The organism is Pseudomonas sp. NPDC087639 (assembly GCF_044743385.1).
Classification (GTDB): Bacteria; Pseudomonadota; Gammaproteobacteria; order Pseudomonadales; family Pseudomonadaceae; genus Aquipseudomonas.
Genome location: NZ_JBIUWI010000063.1, coordinates 6,272 through 33,220, shown reverse-complemented (window position 1 = coordinate 33,220; position 26,949 = coordinate 6,272). Strand labels below are relative to the sequence as shown.

Sequence of the window (26,949 nt, the reverse complement as noted above, 5' to 3'; positions counted from 1 at the left end):
TCAGGTGTTGATAAGCGTCGTAGCGATAACTGACGAGGGTTTGCTCAGTCGTCCATTCAGCCAACTGAAACGACTGATAATCGACGGCCACCAAATGCTGGCGGTCGTAGCGCAGTAATAGCGATCGACCCGCCCCGTTATCCAGCCGCTGAACACGATCCTGACGATCCCGCGAAATGCGCAGACGATTGCCATACCCATCACTGACCGCCGTCAGCCGCCCGGCCCGAAAGTGATAAAACCGCGCCGTGTCCCCCGCCAGCGCAAGAATCAGCTCCTCCGGTTCATCCCCCAGAAAAATCGCCGCCCGCGACAGACTGTTGTGAATCGCCGGCCGCTCCACACTCGGCACTGGAAACCGCGTGCGCCGGTTCTCATGGTCGACCCAAACAACAAAATCGCCCTCAAACTCCAGCCGATGCGCCAGCGAATGGCTCCAGCCAAACCCCAGCCCGACATCGATTTCGGCGGCACTGGTGCGATACAAGCGGGTGAACTCAAACGACAGCAATCCATTGAGCGTGCCGTCAGTCAGGGTCAGCAGTTCCTCACCGGTGACCATCGACACCGGGCAGCCGTTGGTGCAGGTGCTCGGCACACAATCGGCGCTGTCGCCGTTGGGGTTTTTAGCCTGATCGGAGGCGTCATCGCGTGGCTCATGGCGCTCCATCCGGCTCATGCCATGCGACTTGTCCCGTGCGAGAGGCGCCGGGTTCGGCACCGTCAACACCAAGGAATCCGCCTGACGAATGTTCAGTGGTATCGACGGCGTCGGTTTCAACTCAACGTCACGCACATTGAGCATCAGTGGTTTCAGTGCGCTTGCGTGCTTGCTCAGTTCGGGCGCAGAGCTCAGTTCCGCCAGGCGCAACGCAGAAGCCGCCAGCCATTCCCGTGCGCGTGGCGATTTGATCTTCGCCAGCACTTTGCTGCTCAAACGCAGTGGCACGCCGACGCCGCCCGATACCCGCATCAACAGAAAGCTGATCAACAGTTCGACACGAACCTCGGCTACTACCTCCGCGAGGTACTGCGGTGGCAGCATCTTCAGCCAACTGGTGAAGGCCGCCAGATGTATAAACAGCAGCGGCTCGTCGCTGAGGATCAACAAACCGTTGGCAATGGCTTCGCTGGACGCCTCCAGCAAAGCGTCCAGTTCGACCTCGGTCAGGTACTCCAGCAGCTTTTCGCTGTTGGCTTGCAAGTCGGCGAGCAGGGCGAACAGTTGCTTGATGTCATCCCAGACACCGTGCAGGGCCTTCTCGAATCCGCGCCAATCCGCCTGTTGCAATTGGCCGTAACGGTCGAGAAATCCGGCACTGGAGAACTCTGTCCACAGTGGCTGAAATCCGTCCCACTCCTGGCGCAGCCAGACTTCCAGCCCGTCGAGCATGCCTTGATAAGAGGCATACAGCGCTTGCACATGCTGGCTGGAAACATCGGTAAAGAAGGTGATGCGATAACGCTGGCCCCGGTCGCAGTCGGTCACCTCCAGAATGCCGCTCGGTCCGATTTCATAGTGCTGCGGGGCGCCGAAGGTCAGAACGCCGCCGACATCGGACATCACCGGTTCGAGCGTCAGTGGGGTGTTGCCGATGGGGACGAAGCGCGCAGCCTCGAACATGTGCACCAAGGTCAACGGGCCGCTGGCGGGGCACATGAATACGGATGAACTGATGGGTTTACGGCTTTTGACTGGCGCACTGAGGTGAACGTCGTTGCCGACTCTGAACACCTGCTCGATGTCCAGCATCGACCCCGTCCAGAATTGTTCGGCCCAGGCGTCGTAGTTGTTCAGGCATAGGCGAAACTCCCGGATCAACGTTTCGAAGTCCGGGTGTTCTGGATTCAGGGCGGCAACCACCAGCAGGCCGATGCTGTTGTTCAAGGCCAGAAGCCGATCGGTTTGGAACATTCGCAGGCACTCGCGCACGTCAAAAGAGGTGCGCGGACTTTGCGGGGGATCAAAAAGTAAAGAAGTCGGGCAAGTAGGGGATGTCTGTAGGATTTTTCGCTAAATACTCAGGAGTCGTTCAGCGCCCCAGCGGACATTGCCCGTTGCTCAATGCCCGTTGCGCCCGTTATGCTGCTGAACCCATTAATCAGATCCGAGCAGCGGCGCTATTCGCCGCCCGGGATGTCTTTGATAACGGATCCGATGATGAATGCACCGCTGAAGGCGTTCGGCCCGATCAAGGCCGTGATTTTCGATATGGACGGTTTGCTGCTGGACACCGAGGGCATTTACACCGAGGTCACCTCGCTGATTGCCGGGCGTTACGGACGGACTTTCGACTGGAGCATCAAGCAGAACATCATTGGCCGCGGTGCCAACGATCTGGCCAATTACGTGGTGCAGGCGCTTGATCTGCCAATCACCGCCGAAGAGTTTCTGGTGATCCGCGAGCCGCTGATGCGTGAGCGTTTCCCCTCGGCGCAAGCGATGCCAGGCGCGGAGGAACTGATTCGCCACCTCAAGGCGCACAATATTCCAATCGCTGTGGGCACCAGTTCGTCGCGTCAGTCGTTCGGTCAGAAAACCACGTTGCACCGCGACTGGTTCGCGCTGTTCGATTTCATCGTCACGGCGGACGATCCGGAAGTGGGTGCAGCCAAACCTGCGCCGGATATTTTCCTCACGGCGGCCCGGCGTCTGGGTGTCGCGCCCGAGGATTGTCTGGTGTTCGAAGATTCGCCGTTTGGCGTGACCGCGGCGAAAGCGGCGGGCATGACCGCCATCGCCATTCCGGATGCCGCCATGGCCGATGAAAAATACGCACACGCCGACGGGATTCTTCGCTCGTTGAAAGCGTTCACCCCGAGCGTTTGTGGTTTGCCGGCACTGGAATGGGCCTGATCGGGCCATAAAGCTTTAAACAAAAACGCCGCCCCTCAGTTAAAAGAGGGGCGGCGTTTTTCGTACAGGTAACCCAGTCAAATCAGGCGCCGAAACCACCGTCGATGGTCAGGCTGGCACCGGTGATGTACCCGGCTTCCGGGCCTGCCAGATAAGCGACGAAACTGGCGATTTCTTCGGCTTTGCCGTAGCGACCCACGGCCATCAACGGAATCAGGCTTTCGGCGAAGTCACCGTGCGCCGGGTTCATGTCAGTGTCGACCGGGCCAGGCTGCACGTTGTTGATGGTGATGCCGCGTGGGCCGAGATCACGGGCCAGGCCTTTGGTCAGGCCCACCAGCGCCGATTTGCTCATCGCATACACACCGCCACCGGCGAAGGGCATGCGGTCGGCGTTGGTGCTGCCGATGTTGATGATTCGCGCGCCTTCGCCCATGTGTTTGGCGGCTTCTTGGGAGGCGATGAATACGCTGCGAATGTTGATCGCTACGGTCTGGTCGAAATCTTCCAGTTTGAAGTCTTCCAGTGGGGCGACGGCCAGTACGCCGGCGTTGTTGACCAGAATGTCGAGGCGGCCAAAGGCTTCGACGGTGGCGCTGACCGCATGGCGGATGGCAGAGGCGTCGGCGCTGTCAGCCTTGATCGCCAGGGCTTTGCCGCCATTTGCGGTGATGCTGTTCTGCAACTCTTCAGCTTTTGCGGTGGAGCTGATGTAGGTGAAGGCAACTGCAGCGCCTTCAGCGGCCAGACGTTTGACAATCGCGGCGCCGATACCACGGGAACCGCCTTGAATCAGAGCGACTTTGCCGCTGAGGTGTTGAGTGGTCATGTTCGATCTCCAGAATATTCAAGGCGAGATGCCTTGTTGTTGGAGCCGAGTATCGACCTCTGATCCACAACCCACTAGCCCATGATTGCTATAGTCTGTGTAAACCAAAAGTTTACAGTGGCGACCATGGAAAACTTCAACAGTATCGAATGCTTCGTGCGCAGCGCCGAAGTTGGCAGTTTTGCCGAAGCGGCGCGGCGTTTGAGCCTGACCCCGGCAGCGGTCGGCAAAAGCGTGGCGAAACTCGAAGCGAAGCTAGGCGTGCGGTTGTTTCAGCGCAGCACCCGCAGCCTGACGTTGACTGAGGCGGGGCAGCTGTTTTTGAGTCAGGTCAGTGCCAGTCTGACCACGATCCAGAACGCCGTGGCCAATCTGGCCAGTGTCGAAGGCCTGCCAGCGGGAACTTTGAAAGTCAGTATGGGCACGGTGTTCGGGCGCTTGTATGTCGTGCCGTTGCTGGAAGAGTTTTTACGTCGATTTCCGGCGATCAACCCTGATTGGCATTTTGATAACCGTCAGGTCGATTTGATCGGGCAGGGTTTCGATGCGGCGATTGGCGGGGGATTTGAATTGCCCCAAGGCGTCGTCGCACGCAAATTGGCACCCGCACATCGAGTGTTGGTGGCGTCTGCTGACTACCTGGAAAAGCACGCAGCGATCATCGAGCCGGATGAACTGCAATATCACGATGGCATTCTGATTCGGTCGCCGCAAACCGGTCGAGTACGCTCTTGGCAATTGATCAGTAATGGTAGTCAGCTCTGTCGACCATTGACCCTCAAGACGCGAATGACCATGAGCGACTCCGAGGCCGCCTGCGCGACGGCGGCGCAAGGTTTGGGGATTGCACTGGTCAGCATGCCGTTTGCCGTGGGTTATCTCGAGGCGGGTACGTTACAGCGCGTGCTGCCGGATTGGTACATCGATGACGGCAACATTTCGATCTACTACGCCGAACATAAATTGTTGCCGGGCAAGACTCGGGCGTTTGTCGATTTTGTGATTGAGCAGTTTGCGCAGCAGGGGTTGGCGCGGCGGTTCAGTGCTCTCTGAGTTTGGCTTTTAACCGAATTGCGGCCTTCGCGAGCAGGCTCACTCCTACAGGATCGCTGTTGCTCACAGATTTCAGGCACGACACTAACCCTGTAGGAGTGAGCCTGCTCGCGATAAACGATAACGCGGTCTATCGTGCAAACCGCTCCGGCCAGCCCACAATTTTCTTCGGCCGAGGCGTCGCATAAGTCCGCACCTTGGACGTCGACAACCCCAAACGCACCAGCGCCTCAGCAATCGTCACCGCCGCCGTCACCCCATCCACCACCGGCACCCCGGTGCGGCGACGAATCTGTTCATCAAGTCCGGCCATGCCGCCACAACCCAGGCAAATCACCTCGGCCTTGTCCTGCGTAACCGCCAATTCAGCCTGATGCACGATCGCCTCCAGCGCACGTTGCGGCTCATGTTCCAGTTCCAGCACGGCCAAACCACTGGCCCGCACCGACGCGCAACGATCCCAAAGACCGGAGAGTTTCAGCCGATCCTCAATCAGCGGTACGGTGCGATCCAGCGTAGTGACGACTGAATACGCATGCCCGAGAAACATCGCCGTACTGGCCGCCGCGTCAGTGATGTCCACCACCGGTACATTGAGCAATTCCTGCAAGCCTTCGCGGCCATGTTCGCCATAGCCGGCCTGAATCACCGCATCGAACGGCTGGTCGTAGGACATCACCCGATCCATCACGGCGATGGCGGCCAGGTAGCTTTCAAAGTTGCCTTCAATCGAATCGGCGCCGAAATACGGCGTGAGTCCGACAATCTCTGTACCGGGTGACGCAACAGCCTGCGCCGAGCGGGCGATGGCCTGGGTGATGGATTCGGTGGTGTTGACGTTGACCACGAGAATACGCATTGGAAGTCCTTCTTGGCAGGGTGGTTCAGCGGCCCGAAAGGCGGGCCGCGAGGATTTAGTGACAGGCGTTATCGACCGCGAAGGATTCGCCGCTGACGTCGGCGTAGTGCGGTTCGCGTTTGGCGATGATCAGGTAGAGCATTCCGGCTATCCCGGCACCGATCAGCCAGGAGAACGGCGAAATACTGTGGAACCCCGGTACCAGCGCCAGAACGATGGCGATCAGTGCCGCCGGAATAAATGCCGCCACGGCGCGGAAATTGACGCCACGGCTGTAGTAATAAGTGCCGTTCGGGTCTTCGCTGTAGAGTTGCGGGACGTTGATCCGGCCTTTGCGGATCAACCAATAGTCGACCATGATCACCCCGTACAACGGGCCGAGCAGGGCGCCGAGGCCGGACAGGAAATACACGATTACCAGCGGGCTGTTGTAGAGGTTCCACGGCAGGATCAGCACCGCGATGGTCGCGCTGATCAGCCCGGCGCGGCGGAAGGTCAGGTACTTCGGCGCCAGGTTGCTCAGCACGAACGCCGGGGCAACGAAGTTGGCCATGATGTTCACCGCCACGGTGACGATCAGGAACGCCAGGCAACCCAGCACCAGAAAGAAGGTGTTGGGAATCGAAGCGATGATCTCGGTCGGGCTTTCGATGATCCGGCCGTTGATTTGAAATTGCGCACCGCACAGCAGGACGGTGATCGCGGCGAACAGCAGAATGTTCACCGGCAAACCCCAGAAATTTCCGACTTTGATGGTTTTGCGGCAGGGCGAGGAGCGGGCGAAGTCACAGAAGTTGAGGATCAGCGTGCCGTAGATCGCCAGCCACAGTGCGCCGCCGGCAAAGATGTTGCGCCACATCTCGCCACCGCTCAGCGGTTCGCGGATCGACCAGGCGATGGTTGCGTTGGCTTGCGTGTACATCCAGGCGGCGAGGGCGGCGACGGTCAGCAAAATCACCGGCCCGGCAAACCCTTCGTAACGGCGGACCATTTCCATGCCGTAGGCGAGGATCACCAGTTGCACGAACCAGATTGCCACGAAGCACACCCAGCCCAGCGTCGACAGGCCGAGGATCGAGTTGTGGTCGTATTCCGCGAAGCCGGGATGCACCGCCGTGAGTAAAACCCTGAAAACAACCGACGCCAGATACGTCTGAATCCCGAACCAGGCGATGGCGATAACTGCCCGTATCAGCGCAGGAATTTGCGCCCCGTGGATGCCAAAACTGATCCGGCTGATCACCGGAAACGGCACCCCGGTTTTCTGCCCCATATAGCCGGACAGATTCATGAAGAAATACACCAGCGCCGCGCCGATCCCCAGCGACAGCAAAATCTGCCAGCCCCCCAGGCCCAGGGCGTAGAGGCCGATGGCGAATGAGTAGTTAGCGATGTTGTGCACGTCGTTCGTCCACAGGGCGAAGATGCTGTATTTGCCCCAGCGTCGGCCTTCGGCCTTGGTCGGTGCCAGGTCGCTGTTGTGCAGACGAGGGCTCAGATGCAGCGGCTCGACCAGTCCGTCATGTGGCAAAGGTTGATCGAGTGCAGAGGAGGGCAGATTCAGCGCGATGTTGTTAGAGAGACTTGTACGCATTCCGGCAGGCTCCTGATGTTCAGGGCCGCGATGACTGTGCATGAGCCGCCAGGCTCGACATATCTTCGTCGCGGCAGTGAAAGCATCACTGGTTACGGGGCATCTGCAGCCTGTACGGGATAGGGCGCTTCAGGCTTGCGGATCGAAGGTGTGCATGTTTTGCAGTTTTGTATACAAAACATGTATGCACTAAAGCCAGATGTGTGCCAATTGCCGCCCCATGAAGGCAATCGCTGATTTCGAAATGTTATTTCTGATTGCTAAGTGACTGAATCGACGCCGATATAAATTGACCGATTGGCCAGGTATTTATTTTTTACGCGGGATCGTGGCGAGGGACAGAAGGAAGGGAGATTCAGGCGGGATGTAACTTTTCAGGGCGCTAAAATAAAAAGTGCACACATAAATGGCACTGATGGTGACATTCGTGTGTACACATTTTTTGAGGTTTCACAAAGCACAAGGGGAAATCATCGGGGCAGAGGTTTACCCCTTGCTGATGATATTCCCCGCATGCAATCCGCATTCTTTCTGGGTCGCTTCTTCCCACCACCAGCGGCCTTCGCGCTCGTGCTGGTTCGGCAGGACCGGACGGGTGCACGGCTCGCAACCGATGCTGATGAAGCCGCGCTCGTGCAGGCTGTTGTATGGCAGTTCCAGCATGCGGATGTAGCCCCAGATCTCTTCGCTGGTCATCTGCGCCAGCGGGTTGAACTTGTACAGGGTGCGCTCCGGTGTGGAGAACGCGGTGTCGATTTCCATCACCGCCACGGCACTGCGAGTGCCCGGGCTCTGGTCGCGGCGTTGGCCGGTGGCCCAGGCTTTGACGCCGGACAGTTTGCGCCGCAGCGGTTCGATCTTGCGGATCCCGCAGCACTCGCCGTGGCCGTCCTTGTAGAAGCTGAACAAGCCTTTTTCCTTCACGAACGGTTCCAGTTTCGTGTAGTCCGGCGAGACCAGTTCGATGTCGATCTTGTAGTGCTCGCGCACCTGATCGATAAAGCGATAGGTCTCCGGGTGCAGGCGGCCGGTGTCGAGACTGAACACCTTGACGTTCTTGTTCAGCTTCCAGGCCATGTCCACCAGCACCACATCCTCGGCGCCACTGAAAGATATCCACAGGTCATCGCCGAACTCGGCAAACGCGAGTTTCAGGATGTCTTGGGCGGATTTGTTGGCATAGGTCGTGGCGTGTTCCACGACATCGAACGTTGGGCTCATCAGGGCGGCTTCCTACAGGTCGGTGGCGCTGGGCGCTCTATATGGCGGCGATGGTAACAAAAAGCGGCGCCGGGCGGGACGTGCTGTGCGTTGCGCGGCTTTGGTGGAGCCGCTAGAGTTCGGGCTCGCTCGACTCAATAATCAATACAAACGGGAGTGTCTTGTGGAAATTGCTTGCCTGGATCTTGAAGGGGTACTGGTGCCGGAAATCTGGATCGCCTTCGCTGAAAAAACCGGAATCGAATCCCTCAAGGCCACCACCCGGGACATTCCCGATTACGACGTGCTGATGAAGCAGCGTCTGCGCATCCTTGATGAGCATGGCTTGAAGCTCTCGGACATTCAGGAAGTGATCGCCACACTGAAACCGCTGGACGGCGCGGTGGAGTTCGTCAACTGGCTGCGTGAGCGCTTTCAGGTGGTGATTCTGTCGGACACCTTCTATGAGTTTTCCCAGCCGCTGATGCGTCAACTGGGCTTCCCGACTTTGCTTTGCCATCGTCTGATTACTGATGAAACCGGGCGCGTGACCAGCTATCAGTTGCGTCAGAAAGATCCCAAGCGGCAGTCGGTGCTGGCGTTCAAAAGCCTGTACTACCGGGTGATTGCGGCGGGTGATTCGTATAACGATACGACCATGCTGGGCGAGGCGGATGCGGGGATTCTGTTCCATGCGCCGGACAATGTGATCCGCGAGTTCCCGCAGTTTCCGGCGGTGCATACGTTTGAAGCGTTGAAGCAGGAGTTCATCAAAGCTTCGAACCGCGACCTCAGCCTGTAAACCCGACCTCTGTAGGAGCTGCCGCAGGCTGCGATCTTTTGATCTTTAAAGGCAAAGATCGCAGCCTGCGGCAGCTCCTACAGGGGGGGGCGTTTAGAGGTTTTGCAGGGTTTGAAGGAGGATTTTCACTTTGGTAATCGACTCCTGATACTCAGCCTGCCAGTCCGAATCCGCGACAATCCCGCCGCCACCCCAGCAGCACACCTGCCCATCCTTGACCAACAGACTGCGAATGGCGATGGAGCTGTCCATCTCGCCGCGTACGTCCAGATACAGCAACGATCCGCAATACAACCCCCGCCGGGTCGGCTCCAGCTCATCGATTATCTGCATCGCCCGAATCTTCGGCGCACCGGTGATCGAGCCGCCGGGGAAGCTGCCGGCGATCAGGTCCAGCGCATCGCGATCCTGCGCCAGTTCGCCGGTCACGCTGCTGACCAGGTGATGCACGTTCGGATAGCTTTCCAGGCTGAACAGCTCCGGCACCCGCACCGAGCCGATGCGGCAGGTGCGGCCGAGGTCATTGCGCAGCAGGTCGACGATCATCAGGTTCTCCGCGCGATCCTTGGGGCTGGCCAGCAGTTCGGTGGCGTTGGCGGCGTCTTCGGCGGGCATCAGGCCACGGGGGCGGGTGCCCTTGATCGGGCGGGTTTCGACTTGGCGCTGGCTGACTCTGACGAAACGCTCCGGTGACAGACTCAGCACGGCGCCGCCGTCGGGCAAGCTCTGGAAGCCGGAAAATGGCGTCGGGCAGGCTTCGCGCAGTGCGCAATATGCCAGCCATGGGTCGCCCTGGCATGGCGCGCGGAAACGCTGGGCGAAGTTGACCTGGTAGCAGTCGCCAGCCTGGATGTAATGCTGGATACGTTCGAACGCCTGACGGTAATCGTCGGCCGAGAGATCGGCTGTCATCGGGTTGTTTAATTTGAACGGTGTCAGTGAGCCAGTAATGGGCTGAGCGAACAGTGCGATCAGCCGCTGTTTTTCACTGTCGTCAACCGATGGGTGAAACACCAATTGGCTGGTGCTGGCCTGGTGATCGCTGACCAATGCCCAGTCATACAGCCCGAACCGCGCATCCGGCAATTGCAGATCATCCCGCGCCTGACTCGGCAGACTCTCAAGATGCCGGCCGAAGTCATAACTCAGATAACCGATCAGCCCGCCGGCGAACGGCAGCTCATAAGCGTCAGGGAGTTGCGCTTCGCCCAAACGGCCCAGTTGGTCGCGCAGACGTTGCAGGAAATGGCTGCCGCTTTCGTCCGGCAAGACCGCCAGTTGTTCCAGCGGCCAGGCGCTGAGCAGGTCATAGCGGCCACGGTCGGCACTCGGTCGGCCGCTGTCGAGCAGCACGGCGCCGGGGGCGTTGCGGATTGCCGCGAAGTAGTCGGCGGGATTGGCACGGTAGGGCAGCGGGTGTACGGAACAAGTCAACATGGGCGGGGCAGATCGGCCGTTGAGGCGGGGTGGGGATTGTAGTCCTATGCGGGAATCGCTCCTAGAGGGGATGTCGGGGATTGGCAGATTGGCGGCAGGGTTGAGCCTTGGGGTGGCTGGGGAGCCGCTTTCGCGAGCAGGCTCGCTCCCACAGGAGGATGCATTCCAATGTGGGAGCGAGCCTGCTCGCGAAGGCCGCGACTCGGTCGCGGATTAGCCTTCGACGGGCGGAATATGCCCAAACATCTCCTGAGTAAACGCCACCCGCTCTTCAACCGACTCCGTCACCCCACGTGCCTTCAGCTCTTCCAGCCGCGCTTCCACTGCATGAGTGCGCAGCGTTAGCCCGCAGTCATTGGCGATCTGAATATTCAGCCCCGGCCGTGCATTGAGCTCAAGAATCAGCGGGCCCTTTTCCTGATCCAGCACCATGTCGACACCGATGTAACCCAATCCGCACAGCTCATAACAGCCGGCGGCGAGTTTCATGAAACCGTCCCAGTAGGGCAGTTGCACGCCGTCCACCGCGTTGGTGGTGTCCGGGTGTTTGGTGATGATGTTGTTCAGCCAGGTGCCGCGCAGGGTCAGACCGGTGGCGAGGTCAACACCAACACCGATGGCGCCCTGGTGCAGGTTGGCTTTGCCACCGGACTGGCGGGTCGGCAGGCGTAACATCGCCATCACCGGGTAGCCCATCAGCACGATGATGCGGATGTCCGGCACGCCTTCGTAGCTGATGCTTTTGAAGATCTGATCCGGGGTCACGCGGTATTCGATCAGTGCGCGATCGCGGTGGCCGCCCAGCGAATACAGGCCGGTGAGGATGCTGGAGATGTGATGTTCCAGCTCCTCGTGGGCAAGGATCTTGCCCGACACCGTGCGGTAGCGTCCCTCGAACCGGTCGGCAATCACGATGATGCCGTCACCGCCGGCGCCTTGGGCCGGTTTGATCACGAAGTCGCTGCGCCCGCCGATGATCTCGCCGAGCTTGTCGATTTCCTTTTCGGTAGAGATCACGCCATACAGTTCCGGCACGTGAATGCCGGCTGCGATGGCGCGTTCCTTGGTGATGATCTTGTCATCGACGATCGGGTACAGGCTGCGCTTGTTGTACTTGAGCACATAGTCGGCGTTACGCCGATTGATGCCCATGATGCCCCGGGCTTCCAGGGCCTTCCAGGTCTTCCAGAAACCGAACATCAGTGATCAGCCTTGTTCAGGAACGCCTTGAAACGCACCAGCTCGGTCAGGCGGTAACCGCGATAGCGACCCATTGCCAGCATGAAACCCACCAGAATCAGCAGGATCGCCGGGAAGGTGAACACGAAGTAGACCAGTTCCGGCACGGTCATGATCAGGTGCGCCAGGGACGCGGCGAACAGCGTACCGATGGCGACTTTCATCGCATGGCTGGCACCGCGCTCTTCCCAGGTGATCGACAGGCGTTCGATGGTCATGGTCAGAATCACCATCGGGAACAGTGCCACCGACAGACCGCGCTCCAGGCCGAGCTTATGGCTGAACAGGCTGATCGCGGCAATCAGCACCACGACAAAGGTCAGTACCACCGAGAGTCGCGGCAGCATTTGCAGCTTCAGGTGTTCCAGGTACGAACGTAATGACAGGCCCAGCGCCGTGATCACGGTGAACAGCAGGATGCCGAAGCCCAACTGCGTTTCACGGAAGGCGAGGGCGATCAACACCGGGGTAAACGTGCCGAGGGTCTGCAGGCCGATCAGGTTGCGCAGGATCAGGATCACCAGCACGCCGATCGGGATCATCACCATGATCATGAACGTCTGCTGGGTCTGCAGCGGCAGGCCATACAACGAGTATTCAAGGAAGTTGGCGTCGGTGTTTTCGTCGGTCAGCTTGGCCAGACGAATCGCGTTCATCTCGCTGTTGTTCAGGCTGAAGGTCACGTTGGCCTTTTTGCCGCCGTCGACGGTGATCAGGTTCTCATCACCGGTCCACCACAGCAGGCGGTCAGTCGGCAGGCCCTGTTCGCCGGTTTCCGGGTTGAAGTACAGCCAGTCATTGCCGTTGAAGCTGCGCAGCCACAGTTCAGGGGTTTGTGGCTGGTCCGCAACGAGGCGGATGGTGTGGACTTTTTCCACCGGGACATGGGCGATGGACAGCAGCAATTCGACGATTTTGGCTTTGTGCGGCGTCGATGTATCGCCGGCCAGCAGCAGTTTCACGTTGTCGTCGTTGACGTTGTTGACCCGTTTGATCGCCTCGCCGATGAAGGTTTCGACGTCGGCCGAGTGTTGGCGGATCGGTGCGAGCAGGGCTTCGGCAGCGATTTTTTCCGGGCCTTCGATAACCATGCTGTCGCGGAAAGTCGGGCCTTTGATCTTGGTTTTTTCTGCGGTGTAACGCTTGGTCAGCACCAGACGGTAATACAGGGTCTGGTTGCCCTTGGCCCGGCGTGCCGACCACGTCACCTTGCGGTTGCCGTCGACGCGGTTCACGGCCACACCGTAGTTATTGGAGATGAAGCTCTCGTTGAGGCTGACGTAATCGCGGCTCAGCGGCGGCACGAACATCTGGATCTTTACCGGATCCTTGGTGCTGGCGACGAACTCGACTTTGGCGTCGATGTTCCACAAATCGTCGGTGGCGTCTTCGGTCACGGGGATGCCGAGCACGAAAATCTGATAGGCCGTAACCGAAACGCCCAGCAGCACCAGAATGGTGATCAGGATTTTCAGGTGGAAGGTTAGAGAACGCATGAAAATTACTCGGCGGTATGAGCGGCGATGGTGCAGGCGGGTTTGCCGGCAGCGTATTTAAGACTGGGGTCGACCAGCGCGTCGAAGCGTTTCAGCGCTTCGGAGCCGATCAAAAGCGGATATTGGAACGCACTTCGGTCGGTCAGGTTCACTTCGATGCTGCGCATCGCTGTGCCCATACAGATATTCAGCTCGATCACCGGGCGGGCGGTGTACTTCTTGCCTTCTTCCGGATCGTAGTCGCCGGCGCGGCGCTTGATCTTGCTGACCCGTGCCAGCGGTCGCTCGATCGGGTGCGAATGCGCAGCGTCGATAGCCAGATAGAAGCGCACCCAGGACTCGCCGTTGCGTTTGAAACGCTTGATGTCGCGGGCGCTCAGCGAGGCGGTTTTCGCGCCGGTGTCGAGTTTGGCCGCAACTTCCAGATTGATGCCATCAAGGGCGGCGTATTCGTTGAGGCCGTACACGGTCTTTTCCCCCGCGGCGGCGAGGCCGGGCAGGCAGAACAGAGCGAAAAATGTGGGGAAAGGCTTGAGTCTCATAAATCCTGGTGCGCAGCGTTCCGTTTTCGGTTCAGGTCCCTGGCAAAAACTTGCGCAAGGCCCTTCGTGTGCCTATCAGCTTTTTATGACAAGCCGTACAAATGGCCAGCAAATGCGGGCGGCATTCTAGCACGGTGGTTTTATGGCGCCAGCGCCCGAGCCGGTCTATAACCCTTGGGGTTGTTGAAGAGGGTTATTAGACGATTGTCGACAATATCTATTTATCCTTTGACTGATGCGGGCGAATTGGCTAGTTTTTGCCGCATTGGATTTAAAGGTGTCGACAATCATGCTGGATCAACTCGATCCCCCGGTCATCAGCGGCGACGATTCCGAGACGCTTTCGGAAAACGTCTTTCGGCGCATTCAGGCGGCCATCGTCAAAGGCGAGATCGCCCCGGGCAGCAAGATCTCTGAACCGGAACTGGCGCGTACCTATGGCATCAGCCGCGGGCCGCTGCGTGAGGCGATTCATCGTCTGGAAGGTCAGCGCCTGTTGGTGCGCGTACCGCATGTCGGCGCGCGGGTGGTGTCGCTGAGCCACGCCGAATTGCTCGAACTCTACGAAATCCGCGAATCCCTCGAAGGCATGGCCTGTCGTCTGGCGGCTGAGCGCATGAGCGTCGAAGAAATCGACGAACTGCGTCGGGTGCTGGAAACCCATGAGCGCGATGCGGCGTTTCAGGCTGGCGTTGGTTACTACCAGCAGGAAGGCGATTTCGACTTCCATTACCGGATCATTCAGGGCAGCGGCAACCGCACCCTGACCCAGATGCTTTGCGGCGAGCTCTATCAACTGGTGCGTATGTACCGCATCCAGTTTTCCACCACGCCGAACCGCCCACGCCAGGCCTTCGCCGAACACCACCGGATTCTCGATGCCATCGCCGACCGTGACGGCGAACTCGCGGAATTGTTGATGCGCCGTCACATCGGCGCCTCGAAACGCAACATCGCCCGTCATTACCAGGACGGCACCCACAATAAGACAGCCACTGAACGAGGTGAGTCATGAGTTCCAACCTGAACACTCCAGGCCAGCGTTTTCGCGATGCGGTCGCCAGCGAACACCCATTGCAGGTGGTCGGCGCGATCAACGCCAATCACGCGCTGCTGGCCAAGCGTGCCGGTTTCAAGGCGATCTACCTGTCCGGTGGCGGGGTGGCCGCAGGCTCGCTCGGCGTGCCGGACCTGGGCATCACCGGCCTGGATGACGTACTGACCGACGTGCGTCGCATCACCGACGTCTGCGACCTGCCGCTGCTGGTGGACGTGGACACCGGTTTCGGCTCTTCGGCGTTCAACGTGGCGCGCACCGTAAAGTCGATGATCAAGTTCGGCGCAGCGGCGATTCACATCGAGGATCAGGTCGGCGCCAAGCGCTGCGGTCATCGCCCGAATAAAGAGATCGTCAGCCAGCAGGAAATGGTCGACCGCATCAAGGCAGCCGTCGATGCGCGCACCGACGACAGCTTCGTGATCATGGCCCGCACCGATGCGCTGGCGGTGGAAGGTCTGGAGTCGGCACTGGATCGCGCCGCCGCGTGCATCGAGGCGGGTGCCGACATGATCTTCCCGGAAGCCATCACTGAGCTGGAGATGTACAAGCTGTTCGCCAACCGCGTGAAGGCGCCGATTCTGGCCAACATCACCGAGTTTGGCGCGACGCCGCTGTACACCACTGAGCAACTGGCCGGCGCCGACGTGTCGCTGGTGCTTTATCCCCTGTCGGCGTTCCGCGCGATGAACAAGGCTGCGGAAAACGTCTACACCGCGATCCGCCGCGACGGCACGCAACAGAATGTCATCGACACCATGCAGACTCGCATGGAGCTCTACGATCGCATCGACTACCACACCTTCGAGCAGAAGCTCGACGCGTTGTTTGCGGCAAAAAAATAAGCCGCAGCCGTACTCCCTAACAAATTCAAGATTGGAGAAAACGATGGCCGAAGCAAAAGTACTCAGTGGCGCCGGGCTCCGTGGCCAGGTTGCCGGGCAAACCGCACTGTCCACCGTAGGCCAGGCCGGTGCCGGGCTGACCTATCGCGGCTACGACGTGCGTGAACTGGCAGCAGACGCACAATTCGAAGAAGTGGCGTATCTGCTGCTCTACGGCGAGCTGCCGACCCGAGCGCAACTCGACGCCTATCAGGGCAAGCTGAGCAAGCTGCGCGACCTGCCGCAGGCGCTGAAGGAAGTGCTCGAGCGCATCCCTGCCGATGCCCACCCGATGGACGTGATGCGCACCGGTTGCTCGTTTCTGGGCAACATCGAGCCGGAGAAAGACTTCTCCGAACAGCGCGACAAGACCGACCGTCTGCTCGCCGCGTTCCCGGCGATCATGTGTTACTGGTATCGCTTCAGCCATGACGGCAAGCGCATCAACTGCGTCAGCGATGAACCGACCATCGGCGGGCATTTCCTGCACTTGCTGCACGACAAGAAGCCGAGCGAACTGCACGTCAAAGTCATGAACGTGTCGCTGATCCTCTACGCCGAACACGAATTCAACGCCTCGACTTTCACCGCGCGGGTTTGTGCCTCGACCCTGTCCGACCTTTATTCCTGCGTCACGGCGGCCATCGGTTCGCTGCGCGGCCCGCTGCATGGCGGCGCCAACGAGGCGGCGATGGAAATGATCGAGCGCTTCTCGTCGCCGGAAGAGGCGATCAAGGGCACCCTCGGCATGCTTGAGCGCAAAGACAAGATCATGGGCTTCGGCCACGCGATCTATAAGGACAACGATCCGCGCAACGAGGTGATTAAGGGCTGGTCGAAAAAACTCGCGGACGAAGTGGGCGACAAGGTGTTGTTCCCCGTCTCCGAAGCCATCGACAAGACCATGTGGGAGCAGAAAAAACTGTTCCCCAACGCCGACTTCTACCATGCCTCGGCGTATCACTTCATGGGCATCCCGACCAAGTTGTTCACGCCGATCTTCGTCTGCTCGCGCCTGACTGGCTGGGCCGCGCATGTGTTTGAACAGCGTGCCAACAACCGCATCATCCGTCCGAGCGCCGAGTACACCGGCGTCGAACAGCGCAAGTTCGTGCCAATCGAACGCCGCTGAATGGTGGTGCCCGGAGCCCGAGAACACCGCTAGACCCTGTGGGAGCGAGCCTGCTCGCGAAGACGGACTGACATCCAACATGGATGTCGACTGATCTACCGCTTTCGCGAGCAGGCTCGCTCCCACAGTGAACGGTGTGTAACTCAGGTCCGTGCTGGCCACCCTTTGAAACTACCGTGACCCGAGTCCTGACCCGATGAACACAGAATTCCGCAAAAACCTGCCCGGCAGCCCTCTGGATTACTACGACACCCGCGCGGCGGTCGAGGCGATTCAGCCCGGCAGCTACGACACCCTGCCGTACACCTCCCGCGTGCTGGCGGAAAACCTCGTGCGGCGCTGCGATCCGGCCACGCTGACCGATTCCCTGAAACAGTTGATCGAGCGCAAACGCGACCTCGACTTCCCGTGGTTCCCGGCGCGCGTGGTGTGCCACGATATTCTTGGCCAGACCGCATTGGTCGATCTGGCGGGCCTGCGTGACGCGATTGCATTGCAGGGCGGTGACCCGGCGCAGGTCAACCCGGTGGTGCCGACACAATTGATCGTCGACCACTCGCTGGCCGTCGAGGCGGGCGGTTTCGATGCCCAGGCGTTCGAGAAAAACCGCGCCATCGAAGACCGTCGCAACGAAGACCGTTTCCACTTCATCAACTGGACCAAAAAAGCCTTCAAGAACGTCGACGTGATCCCGCCGGGCAACGGCATCATGCACCAGATCAACCTGGAGAAAATGTCTCCGGTGATCCAGGTGCGTGACGGCGTGGCGTTCCCCGACACCTGCGTCGGCACTGACAGCCACACTCCGCATGTCGATGCGCTGGGCGTGATCGCCATTGGCGTCGGCGGCCTCGAAGCCGAGAGCGTGATGCTCGGCCGCGCCTCGTGGATGCGCCTGCCGGAAAGCGTCGGCGTCGAGTTGACCGGCAAGTTGCAACCAGGTATCACCGCCACCGACATGGTGCTGGCGCTGACCGAATACCTGCGCAAACAGAAAGTCGTCGGCGCCTGGCTGGAGTTCTTCGGCGAAGGCGCCTCCGCGCTGACCCTCGGCGACCGCGCGACCATTTCCAACATGGCCCCGGAATACGGTGCTACTGCCGCGATGTTCTACATCGATCAGCAGACCATCGATTATCTGAAACTCACTGGCCGCGAAGACCAGCAAGTTCAACTGGTCGAGCACTATGCCAAGACCACCGGCCTGTGGGCTGACAGCTTGAAAGGCGCGCAATACGAGCGCGGTCTGACCTTCGATCTGTCGACGGTCGTGCGCAACATGGCCGGCCCGAGCAACCCGCACGCTCGCGTCGCCACCAGCGATCTGGCCGCCAAAGGCATCTCCGGCCAGTGGGATGAAGTGCCGGGGCAAATGCCCGACGGCGCTGTGATCATCGCCGCCATCACCAGTTGCACCAACACCAGCAACCCGCGCAACGTGATCGCCGCCGGTCTGATCGCGCGCAATGCCAACAAGCTGGGCCTGACCCGCAAACCGTGGGTGAAATCGTCGCTGGCGCCGGGTTCGAAAACCGTGGCGCTTTACCTCGACGAAGCCGGGTTGACCACGGAACTGGAACAGCTTGGTTTCGGCGTCGTCGCGTTCGCTTGCACCACCTGCAACGGCATGTCCGGCGCGCTGGACCCGGTGATCCAGCAGGAAATCATCGACCGCGATCTGTACGCCACGGCCGTACTCTCCGGTAACCGCAACTTCGACGGCCGGATTCACCCGTACGCCAAGCAAGCGTTTCTTGCCTCGCCGCCGCTGGTGGTCGCGTATGCGATTGCCGGCACCATCCGTTTCGATATCGAGAAAGACGTGCTGGGCGTGGTCGATGGCAAGGAAATCCGCTTGAAAGACATCTGGCCGAGCGATGAAGAAATCGACGCGGTGGTGAAGTCTTCGGTCAAACCTGAGCAGTTCCGCCAAGTCTATATCCCGATGTTCGCCGTCCACGAGGACACCGGCCCGAAAGTCACGCCGCTGTACGACTGGCGCGAGATGAGCACCTACATTCGCCGTCCGCCGTACTGGGAAGGCGCGCTGGCCGGCGCTCGGCCGCTCAAGGGCATGCGCCCGCTGGCGGTGCTGCCGGACAACATCACCACCGATCACCTGTCGCCCTCCAACGCGATCATGCTCGACAGCGCCGCCGGCGAATACCTGGCGAAAATGGGCCTGCCGGAAGAGGACTTCAACTCTTACGCAACGCACCGTGGCGACCACTTGACCGCGCAGCGCGCGACCTTTGCCAACCCGAAACTGTTCAACGAAATGGTGGTGGAAAACGGCAAGGTCAAACAGGGCTCGCTGGCCCGTGTCGAGCCGGAAGGCAAAGTGATGCGCATGTGGGAAGCCATCGAAACCTACATGGAACGCAAGCAGCCGCTGATCATCATTGCTGGCGCCGACTACGGTCAGGGTTCGTCCCGCGACTGGGCGGCCAAAGGCGTGCGTCTGGCCGGTGTCGAAGCGATTGCCGCTGAAGGTTTCGAGCGTATTCACCGCACCAACCTGGTGGGCATGGGCGTGTTGCCGCTGGAGTTCAAGCCCGGCACCGACCGTCACACCCTGGCCATCGATGGCAGTGAAACCTATGACGTGATCGGCGACCGCAAGCCGCGCGCCGATCTGACGCTGGTCATCCATCGCAAGAACGGCGAGCGTGTTGAGGTGCCGGTGACTTGCCGTCTCGATACCGCTGAAGAAGTGTCGATCTACGAGGCCGGCGGCGTGTTGCAGCGCTTCGCCCAGGATTTCCTCGAAGAGTCGGCGGTTGCCGTTTAAATCACGTTTTGTGCTCGCGGGCTTCAACGCCCGCGTTGACGATGAAGGAGCACCATGGCTCACGCACCGCAAATAAAGATACCCGCCACCTACATGCGTGGCGGCACCAGCAAAGGCGTGTTTTTCAGCCTCAAGGATCTGCCCGAAGCGGCACAGATTCCTGGCCCGGCACGCGACGCCTTGCTGCTGCGGGTGATCGGCAGTCCCGACCCCTACGACAAGCAGATCGACGGCATGGGCGGCGCCACCTCGAGCACCAGCAAAACCGTGATCCTGTCGAAAAGCATCAAGTCCGATCACGACGTCGATTATCTGTTCGGCCAGGTTTCCATCGACAAACCGTTCGTGGACTGGAGCGGCAACTGCGGCAACTTGTCGGCAGCGGTCGGTTCGTTCGCCATCAGCAACGGTCTGGTCGACGCCAGTCGCATTCCGCACAACGGTGTCGCGGTGGTGCGTGTATGGCAGGCCAACATCGGCAAAACCATCATTGCCCACGTGCCGATCACCAACGGTGAAGTGCAGGAGACCGGTGATTTCGAACTCGACGGCGTGACCTTTCCCGCCGCCGAAGTGCAGGTCGAGTTCATGGACCCGGCGGCGGAAGAAGAGGGCGGCGGTGGGTCGATGTTTCCCACCGGCAATCTGATCGATGAGCTGGAAGTGCCGGGTGTCGGCACGTTCAAGGCAACCATGATCAATGCCGGGATTCCGACGATCTTCGTCAACGCCCAAGACATCGGCTACACCGGCACCGAGCTGCAAAGCGCAATCAACAGCGACCCGAAAGCCTTGCAGATGTTTGAAACCATCCGTGCCTACGGTGCTTTGCGCATGGGGCTGATCGCCAATCTGGATGAAGCCGCCAAGCGCCAACACACACCGAAAGTCGCCTTCGTGGCCAAGCCTGCGGATTACGTGGCGTCCAGCGGTAAGGCGATTGCCGCCGGTGACGTTGATTTGCTGGTGCGCGCCTTGTCGATGGGCAAGTTGCACCACGCAATGATGGGCACTGCAGCGGTGGCGATCGGCACGGCGGCGGCGATTTCCGGGACGCTGGTGAACCTCGCGGCGGGCGGTGTTGAACGTAATGCCGTGCGCTTCGGGCATCCGTCCGGGACGTTGCGGGTGGGTGCTGAGGCCAGTCTGGAAAACGGTGAGTGGGTGGTGAAGAAAGCGGTCATGAGCCGCAGTGCGCGGGTGTTGATGGAAGGCTACGTGCGCATTCCCGGGGATTGCTTTTAATTCCCGACGATCTCCCTGTGGGAGCGAGCCTGCTCGCGAAAGCGATGCATCAGACAAAAAAATATTGACTGACACTCAGCCTTCGCGAGCAGGCTCGCTCCCACAGTGATTACATTTCAAACCATAAGAAATCGTTAGCCCTGAACCGAGGTCCCATCAACGAACCACTTCAAGAGTGAATCGAACATGAGCGCCAACGTCGACCTGAACAACCGCCCCGACTACGACCCTGTCCTGCAGGACATCGCCGATTACGTCCTCACTTTAAAAATCGAATCCACCGAAGCCCTGAACACTGCCCGCAATTGCCTGATGGACACCTTGGGCTGTGGCCTGCTGGCCCTGCGTTTTCCCGAATGCACCAAACACCTCGGGCCTATCGTCGAAGGCACCGTCGTGCCGTTTGGTGCGCGGGTCCCAGGCACCAGTTATCGTCTCGACCCGGTCAAAGCCGCATGGGATATCGGCTGTATCGTCCGTTGGCTCGACTACAACGACACCTGGCTCGCCGCCGAATGGGGGCACCCGTCGGACAATCTCGGCGGCATCCTCGCCGTCGCCGATCACCTGTCGCAAAAACGTCTGGCCAACGGTGAAGCGCCGCTGACCATTCGCCATGTGCTTGAAGCAATGATCATGGCCCACGAGATTCAGGGCGTCATCGCGCTGGAAAACTCCTTCAATCGCGTAGGACTCGATCACGTCATTCTGGTGAAAGTCGCCTCGACCGCCGTTACTGCCAAACTCATGGGCGCCAATCGCGAGCAACTGTTGTCGGCGCTCTCTCATGCCTTCGCTGATGGTCAGGCGTTGCGCACTTATCGTCATGCGCCGAATGCCGGTTCGCGAAAGTCCTGGGCGGCGGGGGATGCCTCGAGCCGAGGCGTGAGACTGGCCGACATCGCCATGCGCGGCGAGATGGGCATTCCGGGCGTCTTGAGTGCGAAACAGTGGGGCTTTTACGACGTGCTGTTCAGCCACACTAACAACGATCTGGCGCTGAAAACCGAAGACAAACGTACCTTCAGCTTCTCGCGCCCTTTCGGCAGTTACGTAATGGAGAACGTGCTGTTCAAGATCAGCTTCCCCGCCGAATTCCACGCACAAACGGCCTGCGAAGCCGCCGTCACGTTGCATCCACACGTGCGCAATCGCCTGCACGAAATCGACAAAATCGTCATCACCACCCACCAATCGGCGATCCGCATCATTTCCAAGGTCGGGCCGCTGGCCAACGCCGCTGACCGCGATCACTGCATCCAGTACATGACCGCCGTACCACTGGCCTTCGGCAATCTGGTGGCCGAGCAATACGAAGATGACTTCCACAAGGCCCATCCGATCATCGATGTGCTGCGCGAAAAAATGGTCATCGTCGAAGAGCCGCGCTTCACCCGCGAATACCTGGAAGCCGACAAACGCTCGATTGCCAACGCCGTGCAGGTGTTTTTCAAGGACGGCTCCAGTACCGACAACGTGGTGGTGGAGTACCCGATCGGCCATCGCCGCCGCCGTGCCGAGGGCATTCCGTTGCTCGAAGACAAGTTCAAGGCGAACCTGGCCACCCGTTTCACCGGCCAGCGCAGCGGCGAGATTTTTGCCTTGTGCAAGGATCAGGCGCGGCTTGAGGCGACCCCGGTGAACCGCTTTGTCGACCTGTTCGTGATCTAAGGCTCATTCAAACCGCAGAATCACCCGGCGGTTGGTCCTGCTCTTCTTCTCGATTTTTTCGCAGAACACCCGGCCGATTTCCCGAGTGTTTTGCACGTGGGTGCCGCCACAGGGCTGGATGTCGATGCCGATGACTTCAACCATCCGCAGCTCACCCTGAATCGCCGGTGGATTAACCGTTTTGCTGCCGTTTTTTTCCAGCAGGGCGGGGTGTTCCGAGGCCGGCATCGACAGAGTGGTGACTGGAATGGCCTGCTCGATCAGCGCGTTGAGTTCGCGGGTGAGGCTGTCCTTGTCTAGGGTCATTTCTGGCAGATCGAAATCCAGACGTCCCTTGTCTGCGCTGATACTGCACCCGGTGACCGGCGCATTAATGATCGAACCCAACAGGTGCAGGCAGGTGTGCATCTTCATGTGTTGATAACGACGCGCCCAGTCGAGGCTGGCATTGAGCAGTGTGCCGACACACAACTGCGGCGGGCAGTGCGCCACGTTGTGCCAGATGATCGATGGCAGCAAGGGATCGCGCAGCGTTGCCGTCACGTCGATTCGTGTGCCATCCGGGAGGCTGAAGTGCCCGGTGTCTCCCGGTTGCCCGCCACCGGTGGGATAGAACAGCGTGTGTTCGAGGACGACGGCCTGATCAACCACCGCTATTACCCGAGCACTGAAATCGCGCTGGTAAGGGGCATTGTTAAACAGGCTAAGGGTTTCCATCGTGTGTACCGACATTTGAACCTCCGATGTTCAATGCATGGTTTTTCAGCGCTTGGCAGGCAACTTGGTGATCGCAAAACCGGCGAGCAGGATTGCCGAATAGAGCATCAGGTCCCGAGAAATTTCCGTGCCTTCGTACCAGGCGCCAATGATCACGGCGAACACCGGAAAGATGATGAACACGAATGACAGAAGCACCGGGCTCAGGCGCTTGAGCAGGACGAAATAGACGATGAAGCCCCCGACCGACGCCACCAGTCCGAGGTAGAGCAGGGCGCCCCACGAGCGTGGGGTGATGGTGGCGAACGTCGGACTTTCCAGCGAAAGGCCAGCGACCAGCAGCATCAAACCGGCGATGCCGATGGGCAGGGTGTTGTAGGTGATCACGCTGATCGCGCTGCCGTGCTTTTTGGTCACCACGTAGCACAGCGCATGCAGGAGCGCCGCGCCGAGAATCGCCAGGACACCGAGCCATTCCGCCTGATCCAGATGCAAGCCCTGACTGCGGATAATCATGAACAGGCTGCCGAAACCAATAGCGATGCCGAGCATTTGCGCTGGGTGGATTTTCTCCCGCAGAAACAGCGCAGAAAAAATCAGGATGAACACCGGCATGCAACTGAACAGCAGCGCGGTCAGGCCGGACGATACGTGCATTTCGCCATAGTTGAGCAGGTAGTAGGGCAGGCTGAAATACGACAGCGTGACGAACACAAAGAACCAGCGACTCTGCCGGGGGAACAGCAATGGTTCTTTGCGTAATGCGGCGAAGCCCAAAAACAGCGGAAAGGCAATCAGAAAGCGCAGCCCGGCCGCCGTCAGGGGCGGCACGCTTTCCACGGCAATCTTGATCCCCAGCCACGTAGTGCCCCAACTCAGGCAGACAATCAGAAACAACACGCTGGTGACCAACCCGGCGAGCCAGGGTTTGCTGGTGTTCAATGGCGTGCTGAGGGCGATGGACATGCGGTGTGCTCCGAACGGCAGAATTGACCTGGTTACTGAAAAGGTCTATCCCTGATTGAACCTGTTTTCAGTACGCTATTCGGGGCAAGAATGACTGTCAAAGTAAGTATTGCCATGGTGTCAATCCTCCGTGATGGCCTCGCCCATGGCGTCGGCGTGAAGTACAAGCGCCTCGCGGATGCGGTCGAGAAAGCCATTAATGCAGGCGTGATTGAGGCGGGTTGCAAGTTGCCGCCCCACCGGCTGTTGGCCGATAGCTTGGGCGTCACCATCGGCACCATCAGCCGTGCTTATGGCGAACTGGAGCGTGTGGGATTGGTCGTGGCCCGTGTAGGAGACGGCACTTACGTGCGTCAGCGCGGAATGGAACGGCCGCAAGACAAGGGCTTTCGCAATGTCAGCGATGAGCCGCCAGCCTGCTTCGACATGAGTAGGAATCAGCCGATTCCCGGGCAGGAAACGGCGTTCATGAGCCTGACCCTACAGACTCTGGCCGCTGATTCGCACCGCTTGCAGCGGTTGACGGGGTACACCGCCGAAGGTGGTCTGCCACGGCATCGGGCGGCAGGTGCCGAGTGGCTGCGTCACGGGGACTTTGTCCCGCACGCCGATCAGGTGCTGTGCGTCAACGGTGGCCAGCATGGTCTGTTGTGCGCGTTGATGGGGTTGCTCAAGGCGGGTGACACGGTGGTCACCGAGCATTTGTCCTACCCCGGATTGATCAGCGTCGCACGCCAGCTCGGGATAAAACTGATGGGTGCCGCGATGGATGACGAAGGACTGTTGCCTTCGGCGCTGGAGGATATTTGTCGTCAGCACCGGGTATCCGCGCTGTATTGCACGCCGACGATCCAGAATCCTACGGCTGCGGTCATGTCTGTCTCACGACGCCAGGCGATTGCAGAGGTGTGTCGCCGGCACAATCTGCTGATCCTCGAAGACGAAGCCCACGCAGTACTGGATCGCCAGCGGCCGTTGCCACTGAGTTATTTCGCCCCGGAGCGCTCTGTGTTGATCGGCAGTCTGAGCAAGGCTGTCTCGGCGGGGTTGCGGGTCGGCTATCTACATGCGCCGCAAGCGTTGCTCGGGCGTATCAGTTCAGCCATTCGCGGCACCTGCTGGATGGCCAATCCACTGGCGATGGAAGTGGCGAGCCTGTGGATCGAAAACGGCATGGCCCAGCGTTTGCTGGATGAGCAGATCAGTGAGATTGGTCGGCGCAAGGCATGGGTGGCGGGGGCGCTGGAGGGGCTGAGCTACAAGACACATATCCACAGTCCGCATTTCTGGCTGCAAGTGCCTGAGCTGTGGCGCGCCTCGCAGATTGCCGCGGAGCTGAAGGAGAACAACTATCTGGTGGCGACTGCCGAGGCGTTCGCGGTCGGGCATGCGGCGGTGCCGCAGTTCATTCGGGTGAGTGTGTGTAATTCGGTGGGGGATGACGGGTTGTTGCTCGGCGGGTTTGAAGCTTTGGCCAGGGCATTAACAGAGACCGCGTAATCGTTGATCGCGAGCAAGCTCACTCCTACAAGGGAATGCATTTCAGATTGTAGGAGTGAGCCTGCTCGCGATGGCGGTGTTGCAGACACCGCAAAACTACTTGAACCGCCGCTCCACGCCTTTCTCCACCAGAATCTTCGCCGAGATCTCTTCCACCGAAAAATGCGTGGAGTTGATGTTCGGGATGTTCTCGCGGCGGAACAGGTTTTCCACTTCGCGCACTTCGAATTCGCACTGGGCGTAGCTCGAGTAGCGGCTGTTGGGCTTGCGCTCGTTGCGGATAGCGGTGAGGCGGTCCGGGTCGATGGTCAGGCCGAACAGCTTGTGCTGGTGCGCGCGCAGGGCCGCTGGCAGGGTCAGGCGCTCCATGTCGTCTTCGGTCAGCGGGTAGTTGGCCGCGCGGATGCCGAATTGCATGGCCATGTACAGGCACGTCGGCGTCTTACCACATCGCGACACGCCCACTAGTATCAGATCGGCCTTGTCGTAATAGTGGGTGCGGGCGCCGTCGTCGTTGTCGAGGGCGAAGTTCACCGCCTCGATCCGCTCCATGTAGTTGGAGTTATGGCCGATCGAATGGGACTTGCCGACGGTGTAGGAAGAATGCTCGGTCAGTTCCTGTTCGAGAGGCGCCAGGAAGGTCGAGAAAATGTCGATCATGAAACCATTGGAGGTCGCGAGAATCTCACGAATGTCCTGATTGACGATGGTGTCGAAGATGATCGGGCGAAAGCCGTCGGTTTCGGCGGCTTTGTTGATTTGTTGTACCATGGCCCGGGCTTTTTCCACGCTGTCGATGTACGGGCGCGTGAATTTGCTGAAGGTAATGTTTTCGAACTGCGCCAAGAGGCTTTGACCCAGGGTTTCGGCGGTGATGCCGGTGCCATCGGAGATAAAGAAAGCAGATCGTTTCATTTGCACCTTGGGCCTTAAGCTAGTCATCAATCTTGGATATGATAGGCGCGATTTGCAGGCCGCCAATGGCCCGCATTCTCACTTATTTTCCAGGTCCAGGCCATACAACCGGCCAATGCTCCCCCGAGCTGCCGGTTTCTGAGCTTTTCCAACACAGTTAGTG

At 59.6% G+C, this 26,949-nt stretch carries 22 protein-coding genes; 10 read left to right on the top strand and 12 right to left on the bottom strand.

Annotated features, from left to right (window positions below; translation table 11 throughout):
* On the bottom strand, nucleotides 1–1,915 hold a 1,915-nt coding region (locus ACIOVB_RS21975), incomplete at its 3' end, for a DUF6531 domain-containing protein (RefSeq protein WP_401271340.1).
* 246 nt (nucleotides 1,916–2,161) lie between these two features.
* Here ACIOVB_RS21975 and ACIOVB_RS21970 point away from each other — a divergent pair.
* Nucleotides 2,162–2,857 carry an HAD-IA family hydrolase gene (locus ACIOVB_RS21970; protein ID WP_401271337.1) on the top strand — a complete coding sequence of 232 codons (696 nt, stop codon included), beginning with the start codon at nucleotides 2,162–2,164 and terminating at the stop codon, nucleotides 2,855–2,857.
* A gap of 82 nt (nucleotides 2,858–2,939) precedes the next feature.
* Here ACIOVB_RS21970 and ACIOVB_RS21965 read toward each other — a convergent pair whose 3' ends face one another.
* The gene (locus ACIOVB_RS21965) at nucleotides 2,940–3,686 is read right to left on the bottom strand and encodes a 3-oxoacyl-ACP reductase family protein (RefSeq protein WP_401271334.1); all 747 of its coding nucleotides are present in this window, start codon (nucleotides 3,684–3,686) and stop codon (nucleotides 2,940–2,942) included.
* Between the two features lie 126 nt (nucleotides 3,687–3,812).
* Between ACIOVB_RS21965 and ACIOVB_RS21960 the strand changes: the two genes are divergently transcribed.
* Nucleotides 3,813–4,739, top strand: a complete 927-nt coding sequence (locus ACIOVB_RS21960) for a LysR family transcriptional regulator (RefSeq protein WP_401271332.1) — start codon at nucleotides 3,813–3,815, stop codon at nucleotides 4,737–4,739.
* 130 nt (nucleotides 4,740–4,869) lie between these two features.
* Here ACIOVB_RS21960 and ACIOVB_RS21955 read toward each other — a convergent pair whose 3' ends face one another.
* From ACIOVB_RS21955 to ACIOVB_RS21945, 3 genes are all read right to left on the bottom strand, one after another.
* Complete coding sequence (locus tag ACIOVB_RS21955) at nucleotides 4,870–5,598, bottom strand: aspartate/glutamate racemase family protein (RefSeq protein ID WP_187680110.1); 729 nt, start codon at nucleotides 5,596–5,598, stop codon at nucleotides 4,870–4,872.
* A 55-nt stretch (nucleotides 5,599–5,653) separates the two neighbouring features.
* A complete protein-coding gene (locus ACIOVB_RS21950) occupies nucleotides 5,654–7,192 on the bottom strand; it encodes an NCS1 family nucleobase:cation symporter-1 (RefSeq protein ID WP_401271329.1) in 1,539 nt (512 codons plus the stop codon).
* A 486-nt stretch (nucleotides 7,193–7,678) separates the two neighbouring features.
* On the bottom strand, nucleotides 7,679–8,413 hold the full coding sequence (locus tag ACIOVB_RS21945) for a phosphoadenylyl-sulfate reductase (protein WP_401271326.1): 735 nt from the start codon (nucleotides 8,411–8,413) through the stop codon (nucleotides 7,679–7,681).
* A 163-nt stretch (nucleotides 8,414–8,576) separates the two neighbouring features.
* On the opposite strand from ACIOVB_RS21945, the gene thrH reads away from it, so the two are divergent.
* Nucleotides 8,577–9,194, top strand: coding sequence for a bifunctional phosphoserine phosphatase/homoserine phosphotransferase ThrH (thrH, locus tag ACIOVB_RS21940; protein ID WP_401271323.1), 618 nt, complete (start codon nucleotides 8,577–8,579; stop codon nucleotides 9,192–9,194).
* Nucleotides 9,195–9,287: 93 nt separating this feature from the next.
* Here the strand turns inward: thrH and pabB are convergent, their stop codons facing one another.
* The 4 genes from pabB to ACIOVB_RS21920 form a co-directional block, all read right to left on the bottom strand.
* Nucleotides 9,288–10,631, bottom strand: a complete 1,344-nt coding sequence (gene pabB / locus ACIOVB_RS21935) for an aminodeoxychorismate synthase component I (RefSeq protein ID WP_401271320.1) — start codon at nucleotides 10,629–10,631, stop codon at nucleotides 9,288–9,290.
* Between the two features lie 213 nt (nucleotides 10,632–10,844).
* Nucleotides 10,845–11,831: an alpha-L-glutamate ligase-like protein gene (locus ACIOVB_RS21930; RefSeq protein WP_401271317.1), complete on the bottom strand. Its 987-nt coding sequence runs from the start codon at nucleotides 11,829–11,831 to the stop codon at nucleotides 10,845–10,847.
* A complete protein-coding gene (locus ACIOVB_RS21925; protein ID WP_187680644.1) occupies nucleotides 11,831–13,366 on the bottom strand; it encodes an inactive transglutaminase family protein in 1,536 nt (511 codons plus the stop codon). The genes ACIOVB_RS21930 and ACIOVB_RS21925 overlap by 1 nt, the downstream gene beginning before the upstream one ends.
* A gap of 5 nt (nucleotides 13,367–13,371) precedes the next feature.
* Entirely contained in the window at nucleotides 13,372–13,908 is a 537-nt protein-coding gene (locus ACIOVB_RS21920; RefSeq protein ID WP_401271314.1) for an ATP-dependent zinc protease, read from the bottom strand.
* Between the two features lie 292 nt (nucleotides 13,909–14,200).
* Here ACIOVB_RS21920 and ACIOVB_RS21915 point away from each other — a divergent pair, with 292 nt between their 5' ends.
* The 6 genes from ACIOVB_RS21915 (at nucleotide 14,201) to prpD (ending at nucleotide 22,688) form a co-directional block, all read left to right on the top strand.
* Complete coding sequence (locus ACIOVB_RS21915) at nucleotides 14,201–14,923, top strand: GntR family transcriptional regulator (RefSeq protein WP_174244498.1); 723 nt, start codon at nucleotides 14,201–14,203, stop codon at nucleotides 14,921–14,923.
* Complete coding sequence (prpB, locus tag ACIOVB_RS21910; protein ID WP_095047757.1) at nucleotides 14,920–15,810, top strand: methylisocitrate lyase; 891 nt, start codon at nucleotides 14,920–14,922, stop codon at nucleotides 15,808–15,810. Before ACIOVB_RS21915 ends, prpB begins: the two co-directional genes overlap by 4 nt.
* Before the next feature lie 43 nt (nucleotides 15,811–15,853).
* Nucleotides 15,854–16,981: a 2-methylcitrate synthase gene (prpC, locus tag ACIOVB_RS21905; RefSeq protein WP_187680646.1), complete on the top strand. Its 1,128-nt coding sequence runs from the start codon at nucleotides 15,854–15,856 to the stop codon at nucleotides 16,979–16,981.
* A gap of 196 nt (nucleotides 16,982–17,177) precedes the next feature.
* Nucleotides 17,178–19,772 carry a Fe/S-dependent 2-methylisocitrate dehydratase AcnD gene (acnD, locus tag ACIOVB_RS21900; protein WP_401271311.1) on the top strand — a complete coding sequence of 865 codons (2,595 nt, stop codon included), beginning with the start codon at nucleotides 17,178–17,180 and terminating at the stop codon, nucleotides 19,770–19,772.
* A gap of 54 nt (nucleotides 19,773–19,826) precedes the next feature.
* Nucleotides 19,827–21,017 carry a 2-methylaconitate cis-trans isomerase PrpF gene (prpF, locus tag ACIOVB_RS21895; protein WP_401271308.1) on the top strand — a complete coding sequence of 397 codons (1,191 nt, stop codon included), beginning with the start codon at nucleotides 19,827–19,829 and terminating at the stop codon, nucleotides 21,015–21,017.
* A gap of 186 nt (nucleotides 21,018–21,203) precedes the next feature.
* Nucleotides 21,204–22,688, top strand: a complete 1,485-nt coding sequence (prpD, locus tag ACIOVB_RS21890; protein WP_401271306.1) for a 2-methylcitrate dehydratase — start codon at nucleotides 21,204–21,206, stop codon at nucleotides 22,686–22,688.
* Nucleotides 22,689–22,691: 3 nt separating this feature from the next.
* Here the strand turns inward: prpD and ACIOVB_RS21885 are convergent, their stop codons facing one another.
* Together ACIOVB_RS21885 and ACIOVB_RS21880 are read right to left on the bottom strand one after the other, a co-directional pair.
* The gene (locus ACIOVB_RS21885) at nucleotides 22,692–23,420 is read right to left on the bottom strand and encodes an alanyl-tRNA editing protein (protein WP_401271303.1); all 729 of its coding nucleotides are present in this window, start codon (nucleotides 23,418–23,420) and stop codon (nucleotides 22,692–22,694) included.
* Nucleotides 23,421–23,450: 30 nt separating this feature from the next.
* The gene (locus ACIOVB_RS21880; RefSeq protein ID WP_401271300.1) at nucleotides 23,451–24,371 is read right to left on the bottom strand and encodes a DMT family transporter; all 921 of its coding nucleotides are present in this window, start codon (nucleotides 24,369–24,371) and stop codon (nucleotides 23,451–23,453) included.
* 90 nt (nucleotides 24,372–24,461) lie between these two features.
* Here ACIOVB_RS21880 and ACIOVB_RS21875 point away from each other — a divergent pair, with 90 nt between their 5' ends.
* The gene (locus tag ACIOVB_RS21875) at nucleotides 24,462–25,871 is read left to right on the top strand and encodes a PLP-dependent aminotransferase family protein (RefSeq protein ID WP_401271298.1); all 1,410 of its coding nucleotides are present in this window, start codon (nucleotides 24,462–24,464) and stop codon (nucleotides 25,869–25,871) included.
* A 96-nt stretch (nucleotides 25,872–25,967) separates the two neighbouring features.
* On the opposite strand, the gene ACIOVB_RS21870 is transcribed toward ACIOVB_RS21875, so the two are convergent.
* Complete coding sequence (locus tag ACIOVB_RS21870; RefSeq protein WP_008076822.1) at nucleotides 25,968–26,786, bottom strand: pyruvate, water dikinase regulatory protein; 819 nt, start codon at nucleotides 26,784–26,786, stop codon at nucleotides 25,968–25,970.
* Nucleotides 26,787–26,949: the final 163 nt, after the last annotated feature.

Excerpts from the sequence above, each read along its gene's own strand:
- ACIOVB_RS21970 (WP_401271337.1), top strand. The coding sequence starts at position 2,162 with ATGAATGCACCGCTGAAGGCGTTCGGCCCGATCAAGGCCGTGATTTTC.
- ACIOVB_RS21965 (WP_401271334.1), bottom strand. The coding sequence starts at position 3,686 with ATGACCACTCAACACCTCAGCGGCAAAGTCGCTCTGATTCAAGGCGGT.
- ACIOVB_RS21960 (WP_401271332.1), top strand. The coding sequence starts at position 3,813 with ATGGAAAACTTCAACAGTATCGAATGCTTCGTGCGCAGCGCCGAAGTT.
- ACIOVB_RS21955 (WP_187680110.1), bottom strand. The coding sequence starts at position 5,598 with ATGCGTATTCTCGTGGTCAACGTCAACACCACCGAATCCATCACCCAG.
- ACIOVB_RS21950 (WP_401271329.1), bottom strand. The coding sequence starts at position 7,192 with ATGCGTACAAGTCTCTCTAACAACATCGCGCTGAATCTGCCCTCCTCT.
- ACIOVB_RS21945 (WP_401271326.1), bottom strand. The coding sequence starts at position 8,413 with ATGAGCCCAACGTTCGATGTCGTGGAACACGCCACGACCTATGCCAAC.
- pabB (WP_401271320.1), bottom strand. The coding sequence starts at position 10,631 with ATGTTGACTTGTTCCGTACACCCGCTGCCCTACCGTGCCAATCCCGCC.
- ACIOVB_RS21930 (WP_401271317.1), bottom strand. The coding sequence starts at position 11,831 with ATGTTCGGTTTCTGGAAGACCTGGAAGGCCCTGGAAGCCCGGGGCATC.
- ACIOVB_RS21925 (WP_187680644.1), bottom strand. The coding sequence starts at position 13,366 with ATGCGTTCTCTAACCTTCCACCTGAAAATCCTGATCACCATTCTGGTG.
- ACIOVB_RS21920 (WP_401271314.1), bottom strand. The coding sequence starts at position 13,908 with ATGAGACTCAAGCCTTTCCCCACATTTTTCGCTCTGTTCTGCCTGCCC.
- prpB (WP_095047757.1), top strand. The coding sequence starts at position 14,920 with ATGAGTTCCAACCTGAACACTCCAGGCCAGCGTTTTCGCGATGCGGTC.
- prpC (WP_187680646.1), top strand. The coding sequence starts at position 15,854 with ATGGCCGAAGCAAAAGTACTCAGTGGCGCCGGGCTCCGTGGCCAGGTT.
- acnD (WP_401271311.1), top strand. The coding sequence starts at position 17,178 with ATGAACACAGAATTCCGCAAAAACCTGCCCGGCAGCCCTCTGGATTAC.
- prpF (WP_401271308.1), top strand. The coding sequence starts at position 19,827 with ATGGCTCACGCACCGCAAATAAAGATACCCGCCACCTACATGCGTGGC.
- prpD (WP_401271306.1), top strand. The coding sequence starts at position 21,204 with ATGAGCGCCAACGTCGACCTGAACAACCGCCCCGACTACGACCCTGTC.
- ACIOVB_RS21885 (WP_401271303.1), bottom strand. The coding sequence starts at position 23,420 with ATGTCGGTACACACGATGGAAACCCTTAGCCTGTTTAACAATGCCCCT.
- ACIOVB_RS21880 (WP_401271300.1), bottom strand. The coding sequence starts at position 24,371 with ATGTCCATCGCCCTCAGCACGCCATTGAACACCAGCAAACCCTGGCTC.
- ACIOVB_RS21875 (WP_401271298.1), top strand. The coding sequence starts at position 24,462 with ATGACTGTCAAAGTAAGTATTGCCATGGTGTCAATCCTCCGTGATGGC.
- ACIOVB_RS21870 (WP_008076822.1), bottom strand. The coding sequence starts at position 26,786 with ATGAAACGATCTGCTTTCTTTATCTCCGATGGCACCGGCATCACCGCC.